The 20,989-nt window shown below is 67.8% G+C and carries 18 protein-coding genes and 1 pseudogene; 10 read left to right on the plus strand and 9 right to left on the minus strand.

From position 1 onward, the window contains the following. Window positions 1-359 (minus strand): annotated as a pseudogene (locus E9232_RS28045) (glutamine--fructose-6-phosphate transaminase (isomerizing)); the annotation flags it as partial. A 774-nt stretch (window positions 360-1,133) separates the two neighbouring features. Between E9232_RS28045 and E9232_RS28050 the strand changes: the two are divergent. Further along, entirely contained in the window at window positions 1,134-1,931 is a 798-nt protein-coding gene (locus E9232_RS28050; RefSeq protein ID WP_309799772.1) for a LuxR family transcriptional regulator, read from the plus strand. Between the two features lie 394 nt (window positions 1,932-2,325). Here E9232_RS28050 and E9232_RS28055 read toward each other — a convergent pair whose 3' ends face one another. Then, the gene (locus E9232_RS28055; protein ID WP_309799775.1) at window positions 2,326-2,703 is read right to left on the minus strand and encodes a hypothetical protein; all 378 of its coding nucleotides are present in this window, start codon (window positions 2,701-2,703) and stop codon (window positions 2,326-2,328) included. Between the two features lie 200 nt (window positions 2,704-2,903). Here E9232_RS28055 and E9232_RS28060 point away from each other — a divergent pair, with 200 nt between their 5' ends. The 4 genes from E9232_RS28060 (at window position 2,904) to E9232_RS28075 (ending at window position 8,819) form a co-directional block, all read left to right on the plus strand. Beyond that, window positions 2,904-4,877, plus strand: a complete 1,974-nt coding sequence (locus tag E9232_RS28060; protein ID WP_309799777.1) for a hypothetical protein — start codon at window positions 2,904-2,906, stop codon at window positions 4,875-4,877. A 42-nt stretch (window positions 4,878-4,919) separates the two neighbouring features. Further along, complete coding sequence (locus E9232_RS28065) at window positions 4,920-5,642, plus strand: LolA family protein (protein WP_309799778.1); 723 nt, start codon at window positions 4,920-4,922, stop codon at window positions 5,640-5,642. A gap of 23 nt (window positions 5,643-5,665) precedes the next feature. Beyond that, the gene (locus tag E9232_RS28070; RefSeq protein WP_309799780.1) at window positions 5,666-7,663 is read left to right on the plus strand and encodes a vWA domain-containing protein; all 1,998 of its coding nucleotides are present in this window, start codon (window positions 5,666-5,668) and stop codon (window positions 7,661-7,663) included. 184 nt (window positions 7,664-7,847) lie between these two features. Then, a complete protein-coding gene (locus tag E9232_RS28075) occupies window positions 7,848-8,819 on the plus strand; it encodes an amidoligase family protein (RefSeq protein WP_309799782.1) in 972 nt (323 codons plus the stop codon). 213 nt (window positions 8,820-9,032) lie between these two features. Here the strand turns inward: E9232_RS28075 and E9232_RS28080 are convergent, their stop codons facing one another. From E9232_RS28080 to E9232_RS28105, 6 genes are all read right to left on the minus strand, one after another. Further along, window positions 9,033-9,875 carry a carbohydrate ABC transporter permease gene (locus tag E9232_RS28080; RefSeq protein WP_309799784.1) on the minus strand — a complete coding sequence of 281 codons (843 nt, stop codon included), beginning with the start codon at window positions 9,873-9,875 and terminating at the stop codon, window positions 9,033-9,035. Further along, window positions 9,865-10,809, minus strand: a complete 945-nt coding sequence (locus E9232_RS28085; protein WP_309799786.1) for a carbohydrate ABC transporter permease — start codon at window positions 10,807-10,809, stop codon at window positions 9,865-9,867. Before E9232_RS28085 ends, E9232_RS28080 begins: the two co-directional genes overlap by 11 nt. 2 nt (window positions 10,810-10,811) lie before the next feature. After that, window positions 10,812-12,083, minus strand: a complete 1,272-nt coding sequence (locus E9232_RS28090; protein ID WP_309799788.1) for an ABC transporter substrate-binding protein — start codon at window positions 12,081-12,083, stop codon at window positions 10,812-10,814. A gap of 36 nt (window positions 12,084-12,119) precedes the next feature. Continuing rightward, window positions 12,120-13,733, minus strand: a complete 1,614-nt coding sequence (locus E9232_RS28095; RefSeq protein WP_309799790.1) for an FAD-dependent oxidoreductase — start codon at window positions 13,731-13,733, stop codon at window positions 12,120-12,122. Next, a complete protein-coding gene (locus E9232_RS28100; protein ID WP_309799792.1) occupies window positions 13,730-14,794 on the minus strand; it encodes a LacI family DNA-binding transcriptional regulator in 1,065 nt (354 codons plus the stop codon). The genes E9232_RS28095 and E9232_RS28100 overlap by 4 nt, the downstream gene beginning before the upstream one ends. Before the next feature lie 182 nt (window positions 14,795-14,976). Beyond that, complete coding sequence (locus tag E9232_RS28105) at window positions 14,977-15,837, minus strand: LysR family transcriptional regulator (RefSeq protein ID WP_309799796.1); 861 nt, start codon at window positions 15,835-15,837, stop codon at window positions 14,977-14,979. Window positions 15,838-16,005: 168 nt separating this feature from the next. Here E9232_RS28105 and E9232_RS28110 point away from each other — a divergent pair, with 168 nt between their 5' ends. The 3 genes from E9232_RS28110 to E9232_RS28120 all read left to right on the plus strand — a co-directional run bounded on the left by E9232_RS28110 (window position 16,006) and on the right by E9232_RS28120 (window position 18,712). Further along, a complete protein-coding gene (locus E9232_RS28110) occupies window positions 16,006-16,833 on the plus strand; it encodes an oxidoreductase (protein WP_309799798.1) in 828 nt (275 codons plus the stop codon). 11 nt (window positions 16,834-16,844) lie between these two features. Further along, window positions 16,845-17,144, plus strand: coding sequence for an EthD family reductase (locus E9232_RS28115; protein WP_309799799.1), 300 nt, complete (start codon window positions 16,845-16,847; stop codon window positions 17,142-17,144). Window positions 17,145-17,233: 89 nt separating this feature from the next. Further along, on the plus strand, window positions 17,234-18,712 hold the full coding sequence (locus E9232_RS28120; RefSeq protein ID WP_309799801.1) for an MFS transporter: 1,479 nt from the start codon (window positions 17,234-17,236) through the stop codon (window positions 18,710-18,712). Between the two features lie 193 nt (window positions 18,713-18,905). Here E9232_RS28120 and E9232_RS28125 read toward each other — a convergent pair whose 3' ends face one another. Then, entirely contained in the window at window positions 18,906-19,715 is an 810-nt protein-coding gene (locus E9232_RS28125) for an SDR family NAD(P)-dependent oxidoreductase (RefSeq protein ID WP_309799803.1), read from the minus strand. Window positions 19,716-19,761: 46 nt separating this feature from the next. Between E9232_RS28125 and E9232_RS28130 the strand changes: the two genes are divergently transcribed. Beyond that, window positions 19,762-20,136 (plus strand): winged helix-turn-helix transcriptional regulator, encoded by a 375-nt coding sequence (locus tag E9232_RS28130; protein WP_309799804.1) that lies wholly within the window; start codon window positions 19,762-19,764, stop codon window positions 20,134-20,136. Between the two features lie 67 nt (window positions 20,137-20,203). Next, window positions 20,204-20,977 carry a transcriptional regulator NanR gene (locus tag E9232_RS28135; RefSeq protein WP_309800305.1) on the plus strand — a complete coding sequence of 258 codons (774 nt, stop codon included), beginning with the start codon at window positions 20,204-20,206 and terminating at the stop codon, window positions 20,975-20,977. Window positions 20,978-20,989: the final 12 nt, after the last annotated feature.

Below are 20,989 nucleotides of genomic sequence, written 5' to 3' on the forward strand. Positions count from 1 at the left end.
GTGGCGAAGACGTGGCCGCGGCCCTCGAGCTCCTGCCGCAGCTCGCGGAAATTCTCGATGATGCCGTTGTGGACGATGGCGACGCGGTCGGTGGCGTGCGGATGGGCGTTGGTCTCGTTCGGCCGGCCATGGGTGGCCCAGCGGGTATGGCCGATGCCGATGGTGCCGTCGATCGGGGCCTCGCCCAGCCGCCGCTCCAGGTTGGCCAGCTTGCCCTCGGCGCGGCGGCGCTCGATCCGCCCGCCCACCAGGGTCGCGATGCCGGCGGAATCATAGCCGCGATACTCCAGGCGCTTCAGCGCCTCGACCAGGCGGCCGGTGACCGGCCTGGTCCCGACGATGCCGACAATGCCGCACATTCAGCTCTTCTCCCGCTTCCGCCTTCTTCCCATGACAGCGCCCCGACAGGTCTTCGCCGGGCGGGATCGGTGCACGACACAAACCCGGGCTTGATAGGTCAGCCGCGGCGAAGTCCTTTCCGACCCGCCCCCGGACCCACGGTTGGGGATTCCCTGGGGGGACGGCTGTCACCCAACACTCCGGCAGTGAGAAGGCTCCCCACCAGAAGACCAATGGAGGGACCGAGGGCGGCGCAAATAAATAGGATGGTCCTCATCGCGAAGTTCCTGGATTTTCCTCGACGTCATCTAAGATTTCAGAGCAAGAGCAAACTATCATGGCAAGAATAAACTATCATGTTAAGCTGTAATTGATATTGACAATCCAATTGTGAATCTCATGATAATTAATGTTCTGTATCAATTGTGCGATGCTATCTTTAGTTTCTAAAGATGATCTTTTGCGGTAAGTCGGTGGATGGGATCGATCCTGTGGATGAAGCCGCTCGATCGCCGTCTCGTATCGGCACGGTGCCGTCGAATGAGAGTGGTATTGCGCGACCGGCCCTCGGCTACCTCTTTTGGATGAGGCAGCCTCGAAAGGCTTACATCGTCCTAGGTTGATTTTGTCTAAAATATCATACAAATTCGAATTCAGCAGTGCTGAGCAGATAGGCCTCTCAGCACCGCCGGACTCCGCGAACGAGCGCGAGCAGCAACAAGAAAAGCGCCTTCGAAGCTCTGCGAATGAAGAGGAAGCGAAATATTGTCTAAATAATACAAAGGTCTGAAGTTATGCTTTTCAATGAAAACGGAGCGGATGCGCTTCCCGGCGCCACCAAGATGGCAGAACCGGAAATCGACCTCATTGCCAAGATCCGGGCCGCGGAGCGCCCTGGTCTGGACCTAATTGTGATTGCGATCATCGATAGGCGGGCCCTGGGCCGGGAGACCCTGACGAGAGCGCTGGCATCGACCGACAGCCGGTTCCTCGGCCGGGCTTTCGCTGATATCCGCGAGTGGGAGCAGAGTCCGGATCGGAGCGATACTTCGCTCATCCTTCTGGAAGACGGTGCGGTCGGCGATGGCGATCCGTCGTTCAAAGACGAACTCCATGGCTTGGTCAGCACCCATCCTGACATCCCCGTGATCGTGATCGGTGAGAACGAGGATCCCCATTATGTCGCCGAGATCCTGGAGCAGGGGGCCCGTGGCTACATCCCGACAAGCGTCAGCCTCAGCGTTGCCATCGGGGCGCTGTGTCTGGCTTTGGTCGGGGGAGTCTTCGTTCCGGCCAGTGCATTCCAGAAGCCCGGCCACGCTCGGCCCGAACGCCAGCAGCCGGCACACAGCATGTTCGGCCTTTCGGAGCGGCAGGCTGCCGTGGCCAGCGCCGTCGCCCTCGGGAAGCCGAACAAGATTATCGCCTATGAGTTGGACCTGTGCGAGAGCACCGTGAAGGTGCATATCCGGTCGATCATGAAGAAGCTGCAGGCTCGGAACCGAACCGAGATCGCCTTTAAGCTGCATGCGGCCAAAATCGGTCCCCTGCCATCCCGCAGGGTGCGTCCGGTCGGGGCTTGCGCTGCCTAACTTGGAAAAGGCCGCCACGCAGCGGCGGCCTTTCCAGCTTCAAGCGTTCCTTCCCGATCCGTCAGCACGGGCAAGAATACTTTATTCGCTATACCGTGTGTCGGGTGACGGCCCGAACACATTCATTTCCTCGGTCGAAGCACCGAAATCATATCATCTTATGATTCGCATCCAAGTACGCCTTTAGGCGTATGCCGTGCTCCCGACGCTGAAGGTCCGATCTCGGCGGACAGACGCTCTCTCCGAGGGGCGCGTTCCTGCCGGTACCGAGTACCGAGCGGCAGCGAAAGGTGTGCCCAGGCCGAGGACATTCCGCACGGCGATTCCGGACAGTTGGCCATGTCCCTTGCACACGGCAGTTTCCCGCGACAGCGGAAGCCTGTATGCGCCCAATTCATAGCGTTACAGCGAATGAGTAGTACTCATTTTCATCCATCACGGCTCGCCACTCCGGAATGAAACTGCGAACGCCAATCGCCGCCGTTTCCGCGCTGGCAGCAACTGCCCTTTTTGAGCCCGCGATACCAATCTCCTGGCCGTCGACGACATCGACGCGTTGCGCCAGCGCGCGGAGATGATCACGCCGGCGTTCCGTCCTCGTTTCGAAGCTTGCGCCGCGCCGCCTGGCGCATCTCCGAAGCGTGCCGGGCGTGACCGTCGAGCCAGCCCCTTCAACGAGTGATGCCACCCGGTCCTTCAAGGCGGGATCGCTCAGGTCCGCGATACCGTTCTCGATCGCCTGATAGAGGTGGTCATAAGTCGTGCTCGTCAAGGCCGTCCGGCCGCGCCCGAAAGCACCGTGATGCCGACATGGCGCCTTCGGGCGGTTGCAACATGGAACGAGCGATTTTTTTGTTCTTTAGCGCGCCCGCAAGGCGCCAGTCGCGAAATATTATGCTAAATATGGACAACCCGGCCGCGCCCGAGGATCCGAATTCGGCCGTGTGTCGATGGGTGGGGATGGAGGGAAGGATGGTCGGCCGTCCTTGCACGCTGCACGCGCTGGCCCTCTTGATGGCCGGCTTGGCGATCGGGTTCGCACATGCCGGCACGGCGGACGCGGCCGGACCGCCGGGCCAGGCCGGCATCTTCGTCGAGGTCGTCGCCCAGGGCCTGATGGGCGGGGTGACGGGACTCCCCGAGCTCGACGACCTGACCACCGTTCCCGGCTATCCGCTGACCCTGCGCGGGGTGACGCCGCCCAGCCTCTACGGCAAGCCGCTGCAGATCACGGTCACGCCGCCGCAGAAGGCCGAGCCGCCGGACCCGGCCGAGGCGCCGGCGGAAATTCCCGACAATGACTGCCCGGTCAATGTCCTCTTCCTCGGCGCGTCGGAGATCCTGCCGCCGACCGTGATCGACGTCGTCGCCGATGTCGACGGCAGCTTCGAAGCCGAGTTCACGCCGGAGACGTTCGGCAACCACGAGGTCGAGGTCCGCGACCCCGCGGGGGGGCCGACGGGCGAGGCCAGCTTCGAGGTCGACGACCTCAGCGACCTCGTCGAAGAACCCGACTGCGCCAAGAAGGACAATGCCGACAGGCATGGGATCGAGGCCGAGGCGGAGAAGCTGACCGAGACGACCGAGGCGATCATCGACGCGGTCGCCGGCAAGCTCGACGAGCTTCCCGCCAGCCCGGCCAAGGACGAAGCGAAGACGAAGCTGGCCGAGCTTCAGAACGCCATGAAGGCCCTGCGCGCCCAGGGTGCATCGCCGGAGTGGGTGAATGGGATGGGCCATCTGGTGACGCTGCAATCCGTCGCATCGGAAATGCGGGTTGCGACCATGGGGCTGTCGGCGCGCCTGAAGGGCTGGCACGCCGTCGCGAAGCGCGCGAACGCCCGCGCTTCCACGGTGCTGGCCGAGGTGACGCGCGGGAATCTGCTGTGCGACCAGCTCGATGTCGCCATCAACGGCCTCAAGGCGGTCGACTTCTTTCTCGGCCTGCTGATCCAGCCCGGCGCCTATTTCGTCGATTGGGCGAAGGAGAACGTGCCGACGAAGCTGGTCAGCATGATCCCGGCGGTCAAGCGCACCAAGTCCGGCACCGAGGCGGTCGAGACCTCGTGGAAGGGCATCACCACCTTCGCGCCGATGCGCGAGGATGTGGCCAAGGGCCACTTCAACACCGAGTTCACGGTCGGGCTCAACAAGATGGCCTATGCGCTGAGCGCCTTCATGGTCAGCCGCATGTTCGAGCGCTACTGCCAGACCTTCCAGGGGCCGGTCACCGGCAAGATGACCGCGGAGTTCCGCCAGTACGGCAATCTCTACTGGACCTACACGGTCGAGATCAAAGGCGAGATCATCCTGCGCTATCCGAAGGGTGCGAAAGGCGATGCGATCGCGCTGACCGGCGAGATCATGGGCAACGCGATGTCGTTCCGGTCCTGGGACAATGCCATTCCCGTGCTGTTTCCGGAGCTGGCGCACGGCACCGTGCTGAAGATGGTGCGCCAGGATCCGATGGGCCTGGGCGACATCAAGGTGCTGAACGAGACGCGGCTGAAGGACAAGAAGGTCCTGGGGCAGGACATACCGAACTTCAACCCGCTGACCACGATCATCGATCAGGGCGGCGTCATGGTGCGGGCGGGATTCACGCCGAACTTCTTCCGCGTGCCGGTCCGGGGCGACCTCAGGGGCGACACGCTGCGGCTGGAGGTGCAGCCGGCGGCGGTCGATTTCGACGATGCGCGCACCAAGGTGCTGGTCCTCATGCTGCCGGTCCTGTCCATGCGGATCACCCTGCAGGATTACGCCCTGCCGTTCAAAGGCGCCCAGTTCCTGATGTTGCGCGCGATGAATGACGGGCCGGCGGAGTTCACCGTCCAGCGCTCCGGCACCACCATGACGATCGACCGGCGGTTCGACCGCCGCAAGCCGGGCGACGATGCGACGGGCGTCTACGGCCTTTCGATCAAGGCCTGCAACCCGTCCTGCTGAGGGACATCGTTCCGGTCATCCGGATGTTCTTGGGGGCTCGACATGCGGATTTCAGTCGTCCTGGCAGCCTTGGCGGTCCTGCTGGCCGCGCCCGCGGGCCGGGCGGAGACGGAAGCCGACCAGCTGTGGCAGCGGGTCGCCGCCGCCTATGACGCCCTCGGCACCTATTCCGACAGCGGCGAGATCGTCACCGAATACGGCTCCGGCACCGCGGTGCAGACCCGCGAGCGGCACCGCTTCAAGACGGCGCTCAAACGGCCGCGGCAATTCTATTTCGAGTTCGACGAGGATCCCGCTGCGGGGGCCGACCGCTTCGTCATCTGGTGCGAGGGGGCGGAGTTCAACACCTGGTGGCTGACGACCAAGGTCCATGAGGTCTATCCCAAGGGCAGGGGCATCGACGCCTTCGCGGTGGCCTCGCTGCCCACCAAGGGAACCGCGGTTCTGGTTCCCGGGCTGCTGTTCGGATCGGCGGGGCTGCAGGGCCCGCTGCACAGCCTCGAGGATCTGCGGCTCGACGGCACCGAGCGGATCGGCGGGCGCGACCACGTCAAGCTCAGCGGCATCGTCCGCGAGAAATACGGCACCAGCTACGTGTCGAGCGAATATCCGGCGACGCTGTGGATCGACCGCGACAGCCTTCTGATCCGCAGGATCCTTCAGGACACGCCGCCGGGCGGCGGCATCAACCGCAGCACGACGACCTTCGATCCCGTCGCCGATCCGGTGGTCGACGATGCCGCGTTCCGGTTCTCGCCGCCATGAGCGGCGCCTCGAGGATCCGCGCGATGGCGTGGCGAAGCCTCGTGCTGCTCGCATCGCTCCTGCCGTTCGCCGCCGCGCGGGCGGAGACGCCGCGGCCGACCGTCATCGTCATCGATTCCTCCGGCAGCATGAGCGCCGCGATCGGCGGCGTCCCGCGGCTCGACGCGGCGCGCGGCGTGCTGGGCGAGATGCTGGCGCGTTGGCCCGGGGCCGCGCCGGTCGGCCTCGTCGCCTACGGCCATCGCCGCAGCGGCGACTGCGGCGACATCGAGGTGCTGTCGCCGATCGGTCCGCCCGACACGGCGGCGCTGGGCCGGCGGCTCGCCACGCTGCGCGCCCGCGGCAAGACCCCGCTCGCCGCCTCGCTGCAGCAGGCCGCCGGCATGCTGCGGGCCGCGGGCGGGGGCGGCACCATCATCCTGGTGACCGACGGGATCGAGACTTGCCATCCCGACCCCTGTGCCGTGGCCGCCGCCCTGCGCGCGGCCGATGCGGCGCTGTCGGTGCATGTCATCGGCTTCGCCGTCGAGGCGAAGGACGAGCAGCAGCTGTCCTGCATCGCCTCGGCCGGCGGCGGCGCCTATCGCACCGCGGCCGATGCCGACAGCCTGCTCGCCACCCTGGACAGCGCCGCGCGCGCGGCGACGGCTCCGGAGCCCGCGCCGGCCCGGGCCGAGCCGCCTCCAGCGGAAGCGTCCGCGCCTCCGGTGGAAGCGCCCGCGCCGGTCGAGGTGCCGGAGCCGGTGAAGGCGGCGCGGGTCAGCGTCGTCGCCGTCATTCCGGGGGAAGGTCCCGTCTCCGATCTCGCGATCGACTGGCGCGTCGCCGGCGGGGAAGGGCCTGAACCCTTCCGCTACGAAGGCCGGACCAGCCTGGTGGAGCTGACGGTGCCGGCGGGCCGCTACGCCATCGAGGCCGCGGTCGGCAATGTTGCAGCGCATCGCGATGTCGAGCTTTCCGGCGAGGCGGCCCGGATCGAGGTGCCGTTGGCGGCGGGGCGCCTCAAGGCGCAGGCGGTGCCGTATAAGGGGGCCGAGCCGATCGGCGAGGGGCTGCGCTGGACGCTGACGCCGCTGGACGGCCAGGCGGCGGTCGAGGTGCCGGCGGTGGCCCGGCCCGCGCTGCTGCTGGCGGCCGGGCGCTACCGCCTCGCGGTGGAGCATCAGGGGCGGCGGTCCGATCAGGAGGTGACGGTCGCCGCGGGCCACCCGCTCGATCTTGCCCTCAGCCTGCGGCTGGGTGAGCTGAAGCTGTCGGCCGCGCTGGCGGAGGACGGCGAGCCGCTGACCGACTGGCGCGGCCTGGCCTGGCGCGCGCTGGCACCGGACGGGACCACCGCGGCCGAGGCGGTGCAGGAGGCGGCGCCGCTCTTCGTCCTGCCCACCGGCCGATACCGCGTCGAACTCGCCGTCGCCGGCACCGCCGTCCTCCGCGATGTCGAGATCGAGGAAGGCGCGCAGCGGGAGGCGCGCATCGTGGTTCCGACCGGCAGCCGGATCCTCGCCGCCGCCCTCGGTCCCGGCGCCGAACCCCTCACCGACTGGCGCGACACGAGCTGGACCGTCACGGCGGTGGATGCGATCGGCATCGCCCAGGGAACGGCCCTGATGCAGGACCAGCCCATCGCCAACCCGACCGTGCCGCTGCTGCCCGGCCGCTGGCACATCGCAGTGAAGAGCGGGGTGGCGACGGCCGAGCGGGACATCGTGGTCGCGCCCGACACCGAGGAGACGGTGCGGCTCGACCTGCAGGCCGGGCGCCTCGGCGTATCGGCGTCGCCGGAGGAGGGGGCGGCGGCGCCGATGAACATCGTCTTCGAGTTCCATCCCGTCGCCGCCGACGGAAGCCCGGGCCCCGCGGCGTTCGCGGGCGGCAGCAGCCGCTCGCTGGAAGCCATCCTGCCGGCCGGCCGCTGGCATGTCTCGGCGGTCGCCGACGACAGCCGACGCGCCGAGGCCATGGTCGATCTCGCCGCCGGGGACGAGAAGCTGCTCGAGATGACCTTGACCCAAGGAAAGTAGCGGGTCGCCGTTCCCGATGCCGTCGCTGAGATGGCCGTCCGCTTTGGGGATGGCGTGGTGATGGCCGATATCGCGATCAGCGCGACATGGCGACACGACGCCCCATCTCCTTCAACATGGCTATCTGACCGCCCACATGGTCCAGGACACCCTCCCTTCAAACAGAATGGGGGCCAGAAGGCCCGTGCCGCGCACCGATTCCTCCGCACCCTTCCAGGCGCTTCCCGCCCTGGGATCAGATGTCGGACGCCGGGTCGGAATCGAGATCGAGTTCATGGGCCCCAGCGCCCGGCGCACGGCGCAGGCCTTGGCCGCAGGTGTCGGCGGCCAAATGGTTGAAGAGGATGCCCATGCCTTCGCGGTGCGGGGCAGTGTCCTGGGCGACTTGGCGGTGGAACTTGATCTGCGCTACACCCATCCGCAGCGGCACGGAAAAACCCTCCCCGTCCGCATCGGACCGACGGCCGCCGCAGGGCTGGGATGGCTGGTGTCCGGCGCGGTGCCGCGCGAACTGATTATACCGCCCCTGCCGATCGAACGCCTGGCGGAGGTCGATTGCATCCTGGATGCGCTGCGCGCGGCCGGTGCCCGGGGGCGCGGCGCAACGCTATTCGGGTCATTGGGCCTGCATTTCAACATCGAGGCGCCGGCCGCGGACCTCCATCGGATCATTGCGGTGATGGTGGCGTTCGGGCTGATGGAATCCTGGCTGCGTCGGGAGATCGCGGACGGGCGAAGGCGCCTGGAACGGCATCTGCCTCCACCCTACCCACCGGCATTCCTGCATCGGATCGCGGCGCCCGACTACCGGCCCGACCAATCCACCTTGATCGACGACTATCTTGCGGCCAATCCGACGCGCGACCGCGGCCTCGACCTGCTGCCGCTGTTCCTGAGTCTGGACGCGCCGCGGGTGCGGACGAAGTTGCCCTATGAGAAGATCGCCGCCCGCCCGGTCTTCCACTATCGACTGCCTCAGGCCCATCTCGGCGCTGCCGGGTGGAGCATCGCGCCGGATTGGAACCGCTGGGTGGGGGTCGAGAAGCTGGCAGCCGACAGCAAGCGTTTGGCCGCCGCGACCGGCGCGTACCGCACGGCGGGCAGTGCCTGGCCCGCCGGGATTGGCACCCTATCGGGCACCGTCCCGCCGGGCTGATCAGTCGCCAAAGGGGCAACGAGCCGGTATCGGCTCAGCCGGGTAGATCGGCTCGATGTCCGCTTCGGAGAAGACAGGGCCATGTCCGGATGTCGCGCGCTCCAGCCGAGTCCGGGTCGTCGGGGACCCATCGCCCGCAATCGCAACGCTGACACCATATCATCTCGTGGCCTGGCGGTGCCGCGCACCGGGCACGCAGGTTGTCGCCGAAGCTCATCCCTTCAAGCCGCCATGGGCCAGGCCTTCTATGAACTGGCGCTGGGCGATCACGAAGACCACCAGCACCGGCAGTGCCGTCAGCGTCACCGCCGCCAGCTGGACATTCCACATCGGCCCGCCATAGGCATCGACATACTGGGTCAGGGCCTGCGGCAGCGTGAACTTGCCCGGCGAGGACAGGTAGACGATCGGTTCGAGATAGAGGTTCCAGCTGTGCAGGAAGGTGAAGATGGCGACGGCGCCCAGCGCCGGCCGGGACAGCGGCAGGGCAATACGCCAGAACAGCCCGAAGCGGCCGAGCCCGTCGATCCGCCCTGCCTCCTCCAGCTCCGGCGGCAGGGTGATGAAGAACTGCCGCATGATGAAGGTGGCCAGCACGCAGGGCGCGCCCAGGATCGGCACCAGGATCAGCGGCCAGTGGGTGTTGACCAGCCCGAGCCGCAGGAAGAAGCGGAACAGCGGCACGATCGTGACCTCGCCGGGCACCAGCAGGGCCAGGAGCACGATCATGAACACCAGGTTCTGGCCGGGGAAGCGGATCCGGGCGAAGGCATAGCCGCCGAGCGAGGCCACCGCCATGGTGCCCAGCGTCACCACCGCGGCGATGTACAGGCTGTTCCAGTACTGCAGGGCGAAGGGCTGCAGCGCGAACACCTGTCGGTAGGCGTCGAGGTCCAGGCGCCGCGGCAGCAGCGCCGGCGGGAAGGTGAAGATCTCCTGCACCGGCTTGAAGGAGGAGGTGACCATCCACCAGGTCGGGAACACGAAGGGGATGGCGAGAACGCACGCCAGCCCATAGACGGCCAGGCGGGCCCGCGGCGACAGGTCAGCTTTCATGGAACACCCAGCGCCGGCGCAGCTGCCACTGCAGCAGGGTGAGCACGGCGACGATGGCGAACAGCAGCACCGCGAGCGCCGAGCCGTAGCCGAAGGCGTGGAACTGGAAGGCCTGCTGGTACAGGTAGTAGACCAGCACGGTGGTCGAGATGCCCGGCCCGCCCTGGGTCAGCACCGCGATCTGGGCGAAGACCTGCAGCGACCCGACGATGGTGATGATCGAGGCCAGCAGCAGGGTCGGGCTGATCAGCGGCAGGGTGATGCGGCGGAACTGGACGCACCGGCCGGCGCCTTCGATCCGCGCCGCCTCGTACAGGTCGCGCGGGACGGTCTGCAGCGCCGCCAGGAACAGCACCATGTTCAGCCCGACATTCTTGAACACCTGGACCACGATCACCGACAGCAGGGCCGTGGTCTCGCCGCGCAGCCAGTTGGGGCCGGCGACGCCGAACATCGCCAGGATGCCGTTGATGCCGCCGTCCTTCTGCAGCAGGAAGCCCCAGACGATGGTCCAGGCCACCAGCGACACCACGACGGGCGAGAAGAACAGGGCCCGGAACACGGTCATCCCGCGCAGCCGCTGGTTCACCAGCACCGCCAGCAGCAGTGCGAGGCTGAGGTTCAGCACCACCAGGCCGGCGGAGAACAGCGCGGTGGCGCGCAGCACGCCCGGCAGCTCAGGATCCTCGAGCAGCGCCTGGTAGTTCTGCAGGCCGGTGTAGTCGAAGCTGCCGGCCAGGACGTTCCATTCATGCAGGCTGTACCAGACCACCAGCGCCAGCGGCATCAGCACGAACAGCGCGACGCCGACCAACTGCGGCGCGACGAAGAGGTAGCCGGCCAGGGCATCGCGGCGGCGCATCGTCCAGAACGGCGCGCGAGGCGCCGCGGCCTGCACGGCAGGAGCTGTGATGGCGGAGACCCTGGCCGGCATCGTCAGCGCGCCAGCAGCGGCCGAATGCGGCCGCAGACCGCCCCGAGCGCCGCGTCGACATCGGCGTCGGGCTGCCACAGCGCGTCCAGCCCGGCCCGCACCACCTGGGCGATCTGGGCGTTGCCGGTGTGGCTGGGCTTGACCGCGCCGATCTCGATGCCGCGCACCACCACCGCCTCGATCTGCCCCGGCTTCAGCATCGGGTTGGCCTTGGCCAGCAGGTCGACGACCAGCTGACTCTTGCGCGGCGGCGGGAAGTACTGCGCCAGCCGGGCCGAATTCTCCGGGTTGGTCAGGAAAGCCAGGAAGGATGCCGCCGCTTCCGGGTTCGGCCCGGCCTTGAACACGCCGATGCCGGCCTGGCCGATCACGGCATAGTCGCCGGCCGGCCCCTTCGGCAGCGGCACCAGATCCCAGGCGAAGGCGCCATCCTTGAGGAGGGCGGCACGGCTGATCTGGGTGATGGTCATGGCCGCGTCGCCGGCGAAGAAGTCGGCCGGCGCGCCCGGGCCGGGCATCGCCTGGTCGGTGAACACCGCCTTGTGCAGGAACCGCATCGCCTCGGCCATCGCCGGCTGGTCGAAGCCGCAGGTCTTCCCGTCGGCGCTCCACGGCGCGGCGCCCCAGCCGTTCCAGATCGTGGCGAGGTTGTCCCACAGCTTGTAGTCGAAATCGCGGACCACCAGCCCGGCCTTGCCGGTCGCGGCGTGGACCGCGGCGGCGTCGGCCATGGCGTTGGCCCAGCTCCATTCCCCCGCCGCGATGCGGTCCGCCGGCGCCTTCGCCCCCGCCTGCTTCACCAGGTCGAGATTGGCGAAGATGCCGAAGGGCGAGGTCGAGAACGGATAGGCGTACAGCGCGTCGTCACGGCGCCACAGCGCGGTGGCGCTGGGCAGCAGGTCGTCATAGCCGTAGCCCGCGGTGCCGCGCAGCGTGTCCTGCAGCGGCAGCAGGATGCCGGAGGAGACGAAGTCCGGCGCGGAATTCTCCAGGATCCACGCCAGGTCCGGGGCGTTGCCGCCGGCGATCTGCGTCGTCAGCGCCGTGGTGTAGCCGTCGAAGGGCAGGGTCTCATAGGTGATCGACGCGATCTCGGGATGGTCCTTCCGGTAGGCGGCGGCGATGTCGTCCAGCAGTTGCAGATGGGCCTTGTTGCCGGTCCAGATCGTCATCCGCAACGCGATGCCCTCCGCCCGGGCCGGGGCGGTGATGGGCGTGGCGGCGGCGAGCAGCCCGGCGGCGATGGTGACGACGATGCGCTGTTTGAGCGTCATGGGTTCCTCCCTGAGAGTCCGGGTGATCCGGGGGCGTCAGTAGCCGGCGACCTCCGGCCAGTGCAGCTCGACGCCCTCGGCCTCCAGCCGGGCCTGGAACGCGGCCAGCCGGTCGGGCCGGGCCCGCACCGCGCGGGGCGGCAGGCCGTGGTCGAGGCACCAGGCCGCGAGATGGCCGGCGACCTCGCCGATGTTCCATTCCACCGGGTGCAGCCGGTAGCAGCCATTGGTGATGTGGGTGGTGCCGATCGCCTTGCCGGCCGGCAGCAGGTTCTCCATCCGCCGCGGCAGCAGGGCACCCAGCGGAATCTCGAACGGGCAGGAGCCGACGTCGATGTAGTTGTCGCCGCCGGTCGAGGGGTGCAGGTCGATGCGGTACATCCCGACGCCGACGCTGTCGGGATAGCGCACCGCGCCGCGGGTGCCGCGCACGGCCAGTGACAGGTCCTGTTCCGCCACGGTGTATTCGGCGCGGATGCGGCGGGATTCGCGGATGTAGGGGGCCTGGGCCAGGCCGTCGATGGTGCCGGTGACGTCGCTGCGCAGGCGCAGGCCCGGGAAGCCGGCGCCGCCATCCAGCCGCGGCGCCTCGGTCTGCAGCCAGTACAGGACGCAGCGCGACAGCTCCGCCGCGCCGGCCAGGTGGCGCTTCGCCTCCGCCTCCGGCACCTCGAACACCGGCCCCTCGAAATAGTCGATCATCGGCCAGTTCACGAGGGTGATGTCGCTGGCATAGGTGCCGCCGGTGAAGTTGCGGCGGGCGGCGATGCGCCGGAAGGTCCACAGGTTGCCATCGCCCGGGTTCAGGCGCTGGTCGGCATTGACCGCCAGCGGATCGTCATCCGGATTCGGGGTGAAGCTGCGCTCGACGATCTCCAGCGTGCGCGGATGCGGCGACCGCCAGCCCAGCAGCGGGCCGCCCCAGAACTCCGGCCGGTGGTCGCGCCAGAAGGCGTAGTTGGCCGGGCGGTCGATGACATGGTTGCCGTCGACATGGTCGAGCGCGAAGCAGATCGACACCGCCTGCATGTTCAGCGGCTGCGCCGTTTCGGGTGCGCTGGGCTCGCCCGTCTCGGACCGGGATTCGAAGCCGGTGACGTATTCGGTGCCGGTCAGCGGCAGGAGGTCGCCGGTCTCGGTGGCGTCCAGCACGTAGCGGCCGGAGGCGACGATGTCCGGCCCGCCGTCGCGATGCGCCAGGCGGATGGCGCGCACCCGGTCGCCGTCGACATCCGCCGCGACCGGCCGGTAGGGCTGCAGCACCTGCAGGCGGCCGGAGCCGCGCCACGGGGCCAGCATCGCCTCGATCACCGCCAGGCCGACCCGCGGTTCGTGGCACAGCCGGCTGACCCAGCCGGCGCCGGGGTTGAGGTCGCGCCAGGCGCGTGCACCTTCGGTCAGCGGATAGTGGCGGCGGTAATGGTCGCGGATGCCGTCGCGCAGGGCGCGGTAGCTGGCGGTGACGCCGAAGCGCTCGACCCAGGAATGCTCGTCCGGCGGCACCGCCTGGCTGGTCAGCTGGCCGCCCAGCCAGTCGTATTCCTCGGTCAGGACCACCGACCGGCCCGCCTTCAGCGCCGCCAGCGTCGCGGCGACCCCGCCGAGGCCGCCGCCCACCACCAGCACATCCGCATCGAATTCCAGGGTCAACTGCGTGGTCCTTTCGATTTGCCGGTGCGGCGTCCACCGGGCGCCGGACCAAGGGTGTCGCCTTCGACCGGCTCGCAGGGCAGCAGTCGCTGCCGGCCCTCCGGCTTGCCGTCCATCACCAGGGTCAGGACCTCCACCGCCTGCGCGCCCATCTCCTCGCGCGGGATGCGGAAGCTGGTGAAGGCGACGTCGCTCGCGGTCGGCCGCGTCGGGTTGCCCAGTGCGGCCAGCGACAGGTCGCGCGGGATGGACAGGCCGCGCTGTCGCCCGGCCTGCTCCAGCGCCGCGGCATCGGCCAGATCCTCGACCAGGGCGGCGGTGACGCCGGCCGCCAGCAGGGCTTCCAGCAACTCGACCGGGTCGCGGCCCTGGCTGGGCTCGTGCATGGCCTGCAGCCCGGTCTCGGCGACGGCGCGGCTGAAGCCGGCCCAGCGGTCGTCGGAGGATTCGGCCCCGCGGCCGAACCCGACATAGGCCAGGCGGCGATGGCCCAGCGCCACGGCCCGGCGGACCAGGGCGACGGTCGCGGTGGCATAGTCGGCGCCGACATAGGGCACCGGGCCGCCGGCATCGTCGCGGCGGCCGATGGCGACGAAGGGATAGCGGTCGCCGACCAGTCGGGTGAGCTCGTCCCGGTCCAGCGTCCGGCCCAGCAGGATGCAGCCATCGGCCAGGCGCAGCCGGTTGTTCTCGTGGAAGATGCGGCGACGGCCCTCGATCACCGGGGCGCTGGTGAACAGCAGCAGATCGAGGCCCAGCCGCTCCGCCGTCGCCTCGATGCCGAGCATGAACGGCATGTAGAAATCGGCCTGGCCGGTCGGGAACACCATCTCGTAGGTGAAGACCCCGAGCAGCTGGTTGCGCCGCCCGGCCAATTGCCGCGCCACCGGGTCGGCGACATAGCCGGTGTCGAGGATCACCTGCAGGACCCGGCGACGTGTCTCCTCCGGGATCCGGGCCGAGCTGTCGCCGCGGCGGTTGAGCGCGAGCGACACGGTCGCCTGGCTGACCCCCGCAAGCCTGGCAATGTCGCGCTGGGTCAGCCGCCCGCCTTTCGCCATCGGTTGATCTCATGATAATACGTATTATCATGACAATAGCGCGAGTCTAGGCCAACGGTCAATGTGGTCTGGGGCGATGCTTGTCGCTCAAAGGCGCCTTTGGTCCGTTGCAGAAGGTCGAGCCAGGACGAGTGCGTCGACGATCGAACCAGAGCCAACGTTCCCGGCTCCAGCGCTTCGGGTCAGGACTGCGCGTCCGCGATGTGACTGGTCACCGTGGTGATGAAGGCTCGCAGACGGTGAAGACGCCTCATATCACGATGATAGCCCATCCAGATGTCCCGGCCGGGTGGCTCCGCTGGCAGGTTGAGCCGGCGCAGGCCCGCGATCTGACTGCCGACCACCTGCGGCAGAACGGCGATGCCGATGCCTGATCTGCACATGCGCCCCTGCACGTTCCGATTGTTCGAACGCAGGATGGGCCTCGCGTTCGGGAAGCTCTCCTCGAGCCAGGCGATATCCGGGAACTGGCCCGTCGACGTGTCGTGGGTGATGAGCCGGAAGCCGGCTCCATCGCCATAGGCCGGCTCGGGGGAGTCCGCCGCGATGTAGGCACCATAGGCCAATCGGGTCAGCCGTCGCTGCACGACATCGGGCGTGTTGAACGGGACGATCCGGAACGCGATGTCGGCCTCCCGCTGGGCGAGGCTGAACAGGCGGGTGCCCGTCAGGATCTCGACATCGACCAGGGGATAGGCCTTCGCAAAATCAGCGATGATCGGCGGCAGGACGTAGGCGCCAAACCAGTCGGCGGACGATATGCGCAGGCTGCCCTGAAGGTTTTGTTCCTGCCCGGCGAGCCGCCGTTCCAAGGCCAGGGCGCCTTCCTCCATCTGCTCCGCCATGGCGATGATGGCGTTGCCCTCCTCGGTCGGGATGAAACCGTCGGCGGTTCTCTGGAACAGCGTATGGCCGGTTGCCTGTTCGAGGGCCCGAAGGCGGCGCCCGACCGTCGGATGGCTCAGATGAAGCGCGCGGGCGGCGGCGCCCAGCGTGCCGGAACGGGCTATGGCCAGAAAAATCCGGACGTCACTCCACTCCATCGCGCCATTCCATAGTGCTGATCCACAAAAGTGAACGGAAACCGTGCAGCATTGTCACTTATCGTACAGATCTGATCACCTAAATCCACCTGGTGCGGGCTTGGAATTGCCAGCCGCCCGGCGAGCCGCGCGTGAACCGGCTCGTCCAACGCATTGCAGGAGGACCTGATGAAAACCTGGCTGATTACCGGATGTTCGTCCGGCTTGGGGAAGCTACTTGCCGAAGCGGTCGCCGGGCGTGGTGACCGCCTTGTCGCCACCGCGCGTTCGACCGACGCCTTGCAGGCGTTGTGCGAGCGTTACCCCGATACGGTGCGCGGCCTATCGCTCGACGTCACGCAGCCCGGCGCCGCCGCACAGGCGGTCGCGCTGGCCGAGAGCGCCTTCGGCGGCCTCGATGTCCTGGTGAACAACGCCGGCTTTGGCTTCATCGGGGCGATCGAGGAGGCGGAGCCCGGCGAATACCGACCGGTGTTCGAGGCCAACGTGTTCGGCCTGATCGAGACGACCCGCGCCGCGCTGCCGGCGCTCCGCAAGCGCGAGAGAGGCTGCATCGTCAATCTGTCCTCCGGCGCCGGCATCGCCGGTTCTGCGGGCTTTGGGATCTACAACGCGACCAAGTTCGCGGTGGAAGGCCTGTCCGAAGCGCTCGCGGACGAACTGCGTCCCCTGGGACTGAACGTGATCATCGTCGAGCCCGGCCCCTTCCGCACCGAGTTTCTCGGGCGCTCGATCGCCACCGCGGCGCGGGAGATCGCCGCCTACGCCGGCATGGCGCGGCAGTATCGCCAGACCAACAACGGCAGGCAGGCGGGCGATCCCGCCAAGGCCGTCGCCGTGATGCTGCAGGCCATCGATTCCGAGCATCCGCCGCTGCACCTGCCGCTCGGGCCGAGAGCCCACGCGATCGCGGAGCGGAAGCTGGACGCATTCCGCGCCGACATCGCCGCCTGGCGCGACATCTCCATCGCCACCGATTTCGACACTCAAGACTGAGGACGCCCACCATGGCCACCATGTACGTGACCTATGCCGGACATGCCGACACGCCGTTCGACCGCGAGCATTGGATCGACGTCCATTTCCCGCTCGTGCGCGAATGCTGGGGACCCTACGGGCTCGAAAGCCTCGCCGGCTTCTTTCCGCAGGGGGATGGCGGCGGCCTGATCGCCGTCGCGATCTGTGTCTTCCGGGACGAGGCCGCCATGGAAACGGCGCTGGCCTCGCCGGAAACGGCGCGGGTGATGGCAGACGTGGATCTTTGCACGGCCGTCAAGCCGCAGCGCAGCCTGGCGACACCCCTTTGAGCGGCGGCAACGCGACAGCCGTCGGGCCGGCCCGGGACGGGTCGGCGACGGCGGGTGATGGTGCCGCACTCGACCCGCGCCGCTGGGCCATGTTCGTGATCCTGCTGGTCGGAGCCTTCCTGCCGCCGCTCGACTTCTTCATCGTCAATGTCGCACTTCCCTCGATCCGTGGGGAATTGGGCGCCGCGTCCTCCGCCGAGCAGCTCGTCATTTCCTCCTATGCCGGGCTCTATGCCGTGACGCTGATCACCGGCGGGCGTCTTGGCGATCTCTATGGTCGCGGCCGGGTGTTCTTTATCGGGCTGATCGGCTTTGCCGCGGCATCGCTGCTGTGCGGCCTTGCGTGGTCGCCCTGGGCGCTGATCGCCGGGCGCGCCTTGCAGGGCGTGACGGCGGCCGTGATGGCGCCGCAGGCGCTCGCTTCGGTGCAGGCAATCTTCCCCGAAGCGGAAAAGCCGCTCGCGCTCAGCCTCTATGGCGCGGTCTTCGGCTTGGCCGCCGTGGTCGGCCAGGCGCTGGGCGGCATCCTGATTTCGCTCGATCTCATGGGCCTGGGCTGGCGGGCCATCTTCCTTGTCAACCTGCCGGTGGCGATCCTGGTCCTGCTGTTCGGCCTTCCCCTGCTGAAGGAAACGCGCGCGCCGGACGCGCGCAAGCTGGACCTTGGCGGCACGGCGTTGTCGATGGTGACGCTGGGCGCCCTGATCGTGCCGCTGATCGAGGGGCGTGAGGCGGGCTGGCCGCTCTGGTCCTGGCTGTCGCTGATGGCGGCGCCGGTGCTGGCGTGGCTCTTCTGGCGCTATGAGACCCGGCTGGCGCAGGCGGGCGGCACGCCCCTGCTCGATCCGGCGGCCATGCGGGCACCGGGGCTGGGCCGCGCACTGCTGATTGCGCTGCTGTTCTACGCGATCGCGGCCTTCTTCCTGCTGTTCTCGGTCTATCTGCAGGAGGCGCTGCACGCGACCGCGCTGGACGCCGGCCTGGTCTTCCTGCCGTTCGGTGCGGGATTCCTGCTGGGGCCGCTGTCGACTCCGTTCTGCAGGCGCATCCTCGGCGCCTATGTCAATCCGGTCGGCATGGGGCTGGAGGCCGTCGGGTTTGCCGGCCTGGTCTGGGCCATCGTGGCGACACCGACCGGCGTGTCGCCCGCGCCCGTGCCGCTGGCCGTCCTCCTGTTCGTCATCGGTTTCGGACAAGGGCTCGCGCTGCCGACCCTGATGCGGATGGTGACGGGCCGCGTCGCGCCGGCCTTTTCCGGCATGATCGCCGGCGTCGCCAGCTCGACCCTGCAGGTCGGCACCGCGCTCAGCGTCGCGGTGATCGGCGGGATTTTCTACACCGTCCTCGGCGCGCGCACCGATCCGGCGGCCATCACCCAAGCCTTTATCGTCGCCATCCTCTGCATCGCCGCCTGCCTCGCCGTCGGCGCGGGTCTCAGCCTCACCCTGGCCCGGCGGCTCGCCCCGTCCCCAAATGAAGAAGGTGCAGAGCGGCCATTCGGTCGACATCGTCTCGACGGCAGGCGACCAGATCGTATTGGCGCGCCAAGACCGTGCGAGCCGACGTGACATGCGGGCATTACCAGGCTGTCGAACGCGACAACGAGGCTCTGCCCGAGACGTTCGCCAACCGCGTCAATGTGGCGACCACCGCAATGCTTGCAAGTGCGCGCGATCTGCCTGTGCGTCCATATGAGTATGAGTCGCCATGGCTTTCTCGCCGAATCGCGTCTCGGGCGAAGGCCCCGGCAGGCTGAGGGCTTCAGGTCGTCGGAAGCATGCCGCCGTCCAATCGAATGTTGGAGCCGGTGATGTAGGCCGCGCGCGGGCTGGCTAGGAACGCGACGGCATCGGCGATCTCCACCAGCGTGCCGACCCGCCCAACCGGGACTTCGGCGAAAAGGGGCAGCACAGCCCTTTCCACGTCCGCCCAAGGCGCATCCAGTTCAATGCCGCGCATCGCCGCGACTTCTCGAAACTTCATGTCGAGCTTGGCGCTGTGGATCGTGCCGGGAGAGATCGTGTTGACGGTGATGCCCTCGGCAGCGACGGCCTTTGCCAACGACGCGGACATGGCCGTCATCGCCGCCTTGGCGGCCGAGTAGTCCGGATTTACGGGCGGCGGCATAAGCCCCGCGAGGCTGGAGATGTTGATGATCCGCCCCCATCTTGCCGCGCGCATATGCGGCAATACCGCCGTGATCACGCGCACGGCTGCCAGTACGTTGCGATCATAGACCGAGGCCCAGGCCTCAGGCGCGGTCGTGCTCCAGTCCGCGCCGTCGCCCGAACCTCCGGCATTGTTGACGAGGACATCGATATTCCCGGCAAGGGACCGGACCGCATCGATCATCGCGATCACCTGTGCGGCATCCGTCAGATCCCCGGTCACGACATGCGCCCAGCCGCCCTCAGCTCGGATCTGGTCTGCCGCATCGGTCGCCTGTGTCTGATCACGGCCATGGACGACAACGACGGCGCCTTCCCGCGCGAGCCCCTTTGCGATGCCCTCGCCGATTCCTTTGCTGCTCCCGGTCACGAGGGCAACCTTTCCATCCAGCTGTAAATCCATGGCCAAACTCCATAGGCTGCGAGAAGCTGGATGTAGGAAAATCGCTATGGACACCGCAAGAACGCACCAAAAGGTGCCTATTCCTGTAGAAGACAGGCGCGCTTGCCTGGGGCCGGACGGTACAGTTGCCCTTGTGACCCGGTGCCTGCGCTTGATCAGCGGACGTTGGAAACTGCCGATCCTGTTTCGACTTTATGCAGACGAGGTTTTACGAAGTTCGCAAATGCTGCGGGATATTCCGGGCGTGTCCCAGAAGATGCTGACACAGCATCTGCGCGAATTGGAGGAAGACCGGCTGATCGTCAGATCAGATTTCGGCGAGCAGCCGCCGCGGGTCGAATATCGCCTCACCGATCGGGGGCAGGCGCTGATGCCGGTGCTACTTGCGGCGCGGCAGTTCGCAGACGATCACAAAGCGTAGCTGTCGCCAGCCTTTGCACATCAGACCATCGCCGCGATCGAGCGGCAGCATTGTCCGTATTGGTGGTATGATCATTGCGCCACGTAAAGCCGGCCCGCGGGATCGAGTGGCCGACAGGAGATTGTATCGCGTGAGGGAATCGATCGAACCCATCCTCCGAAGAAAGTTGTGGCACGAGATCTTTGATCGCCTCAGGACCATGATCACCCGCGGAGAACTGGCGCCGGGTGACGCCATGCCGTCGGAGCGGGATCTGATGGATCGGTTCGGCGTCGGCCGCCCGGCCGTCCGCGAGGCGATGCAGGCCCTGGCCAATATGGGCCTGGTCACGATCAGCCATGGCGAGCGCGCCCGGGTGCGGCAGCTGACGGCGAAGTCGATCTTCCAGCAGGTCGACCTCTCCGCCCATATGCTGCTCTCCGCCTCGCCCGACAGCCTCGAGCACCTCAAGCAGGCGCGCCGCTTCTTCGAGCGCGGCATGGTGCGCGAGGCGGCGGAGAAGGCGACGGCGGCGGATGTCGCCGGGCTGGAGGAGACGCTGCGGGAGCAGAGCGGCAAGCTCGACGACCCGGCCGCCTTCATCGCCGCCGACATGCGCTTCCACGGCCGGATCGCGGCCATCTCCGGCAACCCGATCTTCGAAGCGGTCAGCGAGGCGATGCTGGGCTGGCTGCGCGAGTATCACACCGAGATGCTGATCTGGACGGGCAAGGAGAACGTCACCTTGTCCGAGCACCGCGAGATCCTTGACCACATCCGCCTTCACGACCCGGAGGCGGCCGAGGCGGCGATGGTGCGCCACCTCGACCGGTCGGCGGCGCTCTACACGCATCATGCGTGAGCCGCACGGCCG

Source organism: Inquilinus ginsengisoli, assembly GCF_031453975.1.
Taxonomy (GTDB): domain Bacteria; phylum Pseudomonadota; class Alphaproteobacteria; order DSM-16000; family Inquilinaceae; genus Inquilinus; species Inquilinus ginsengisoli_A.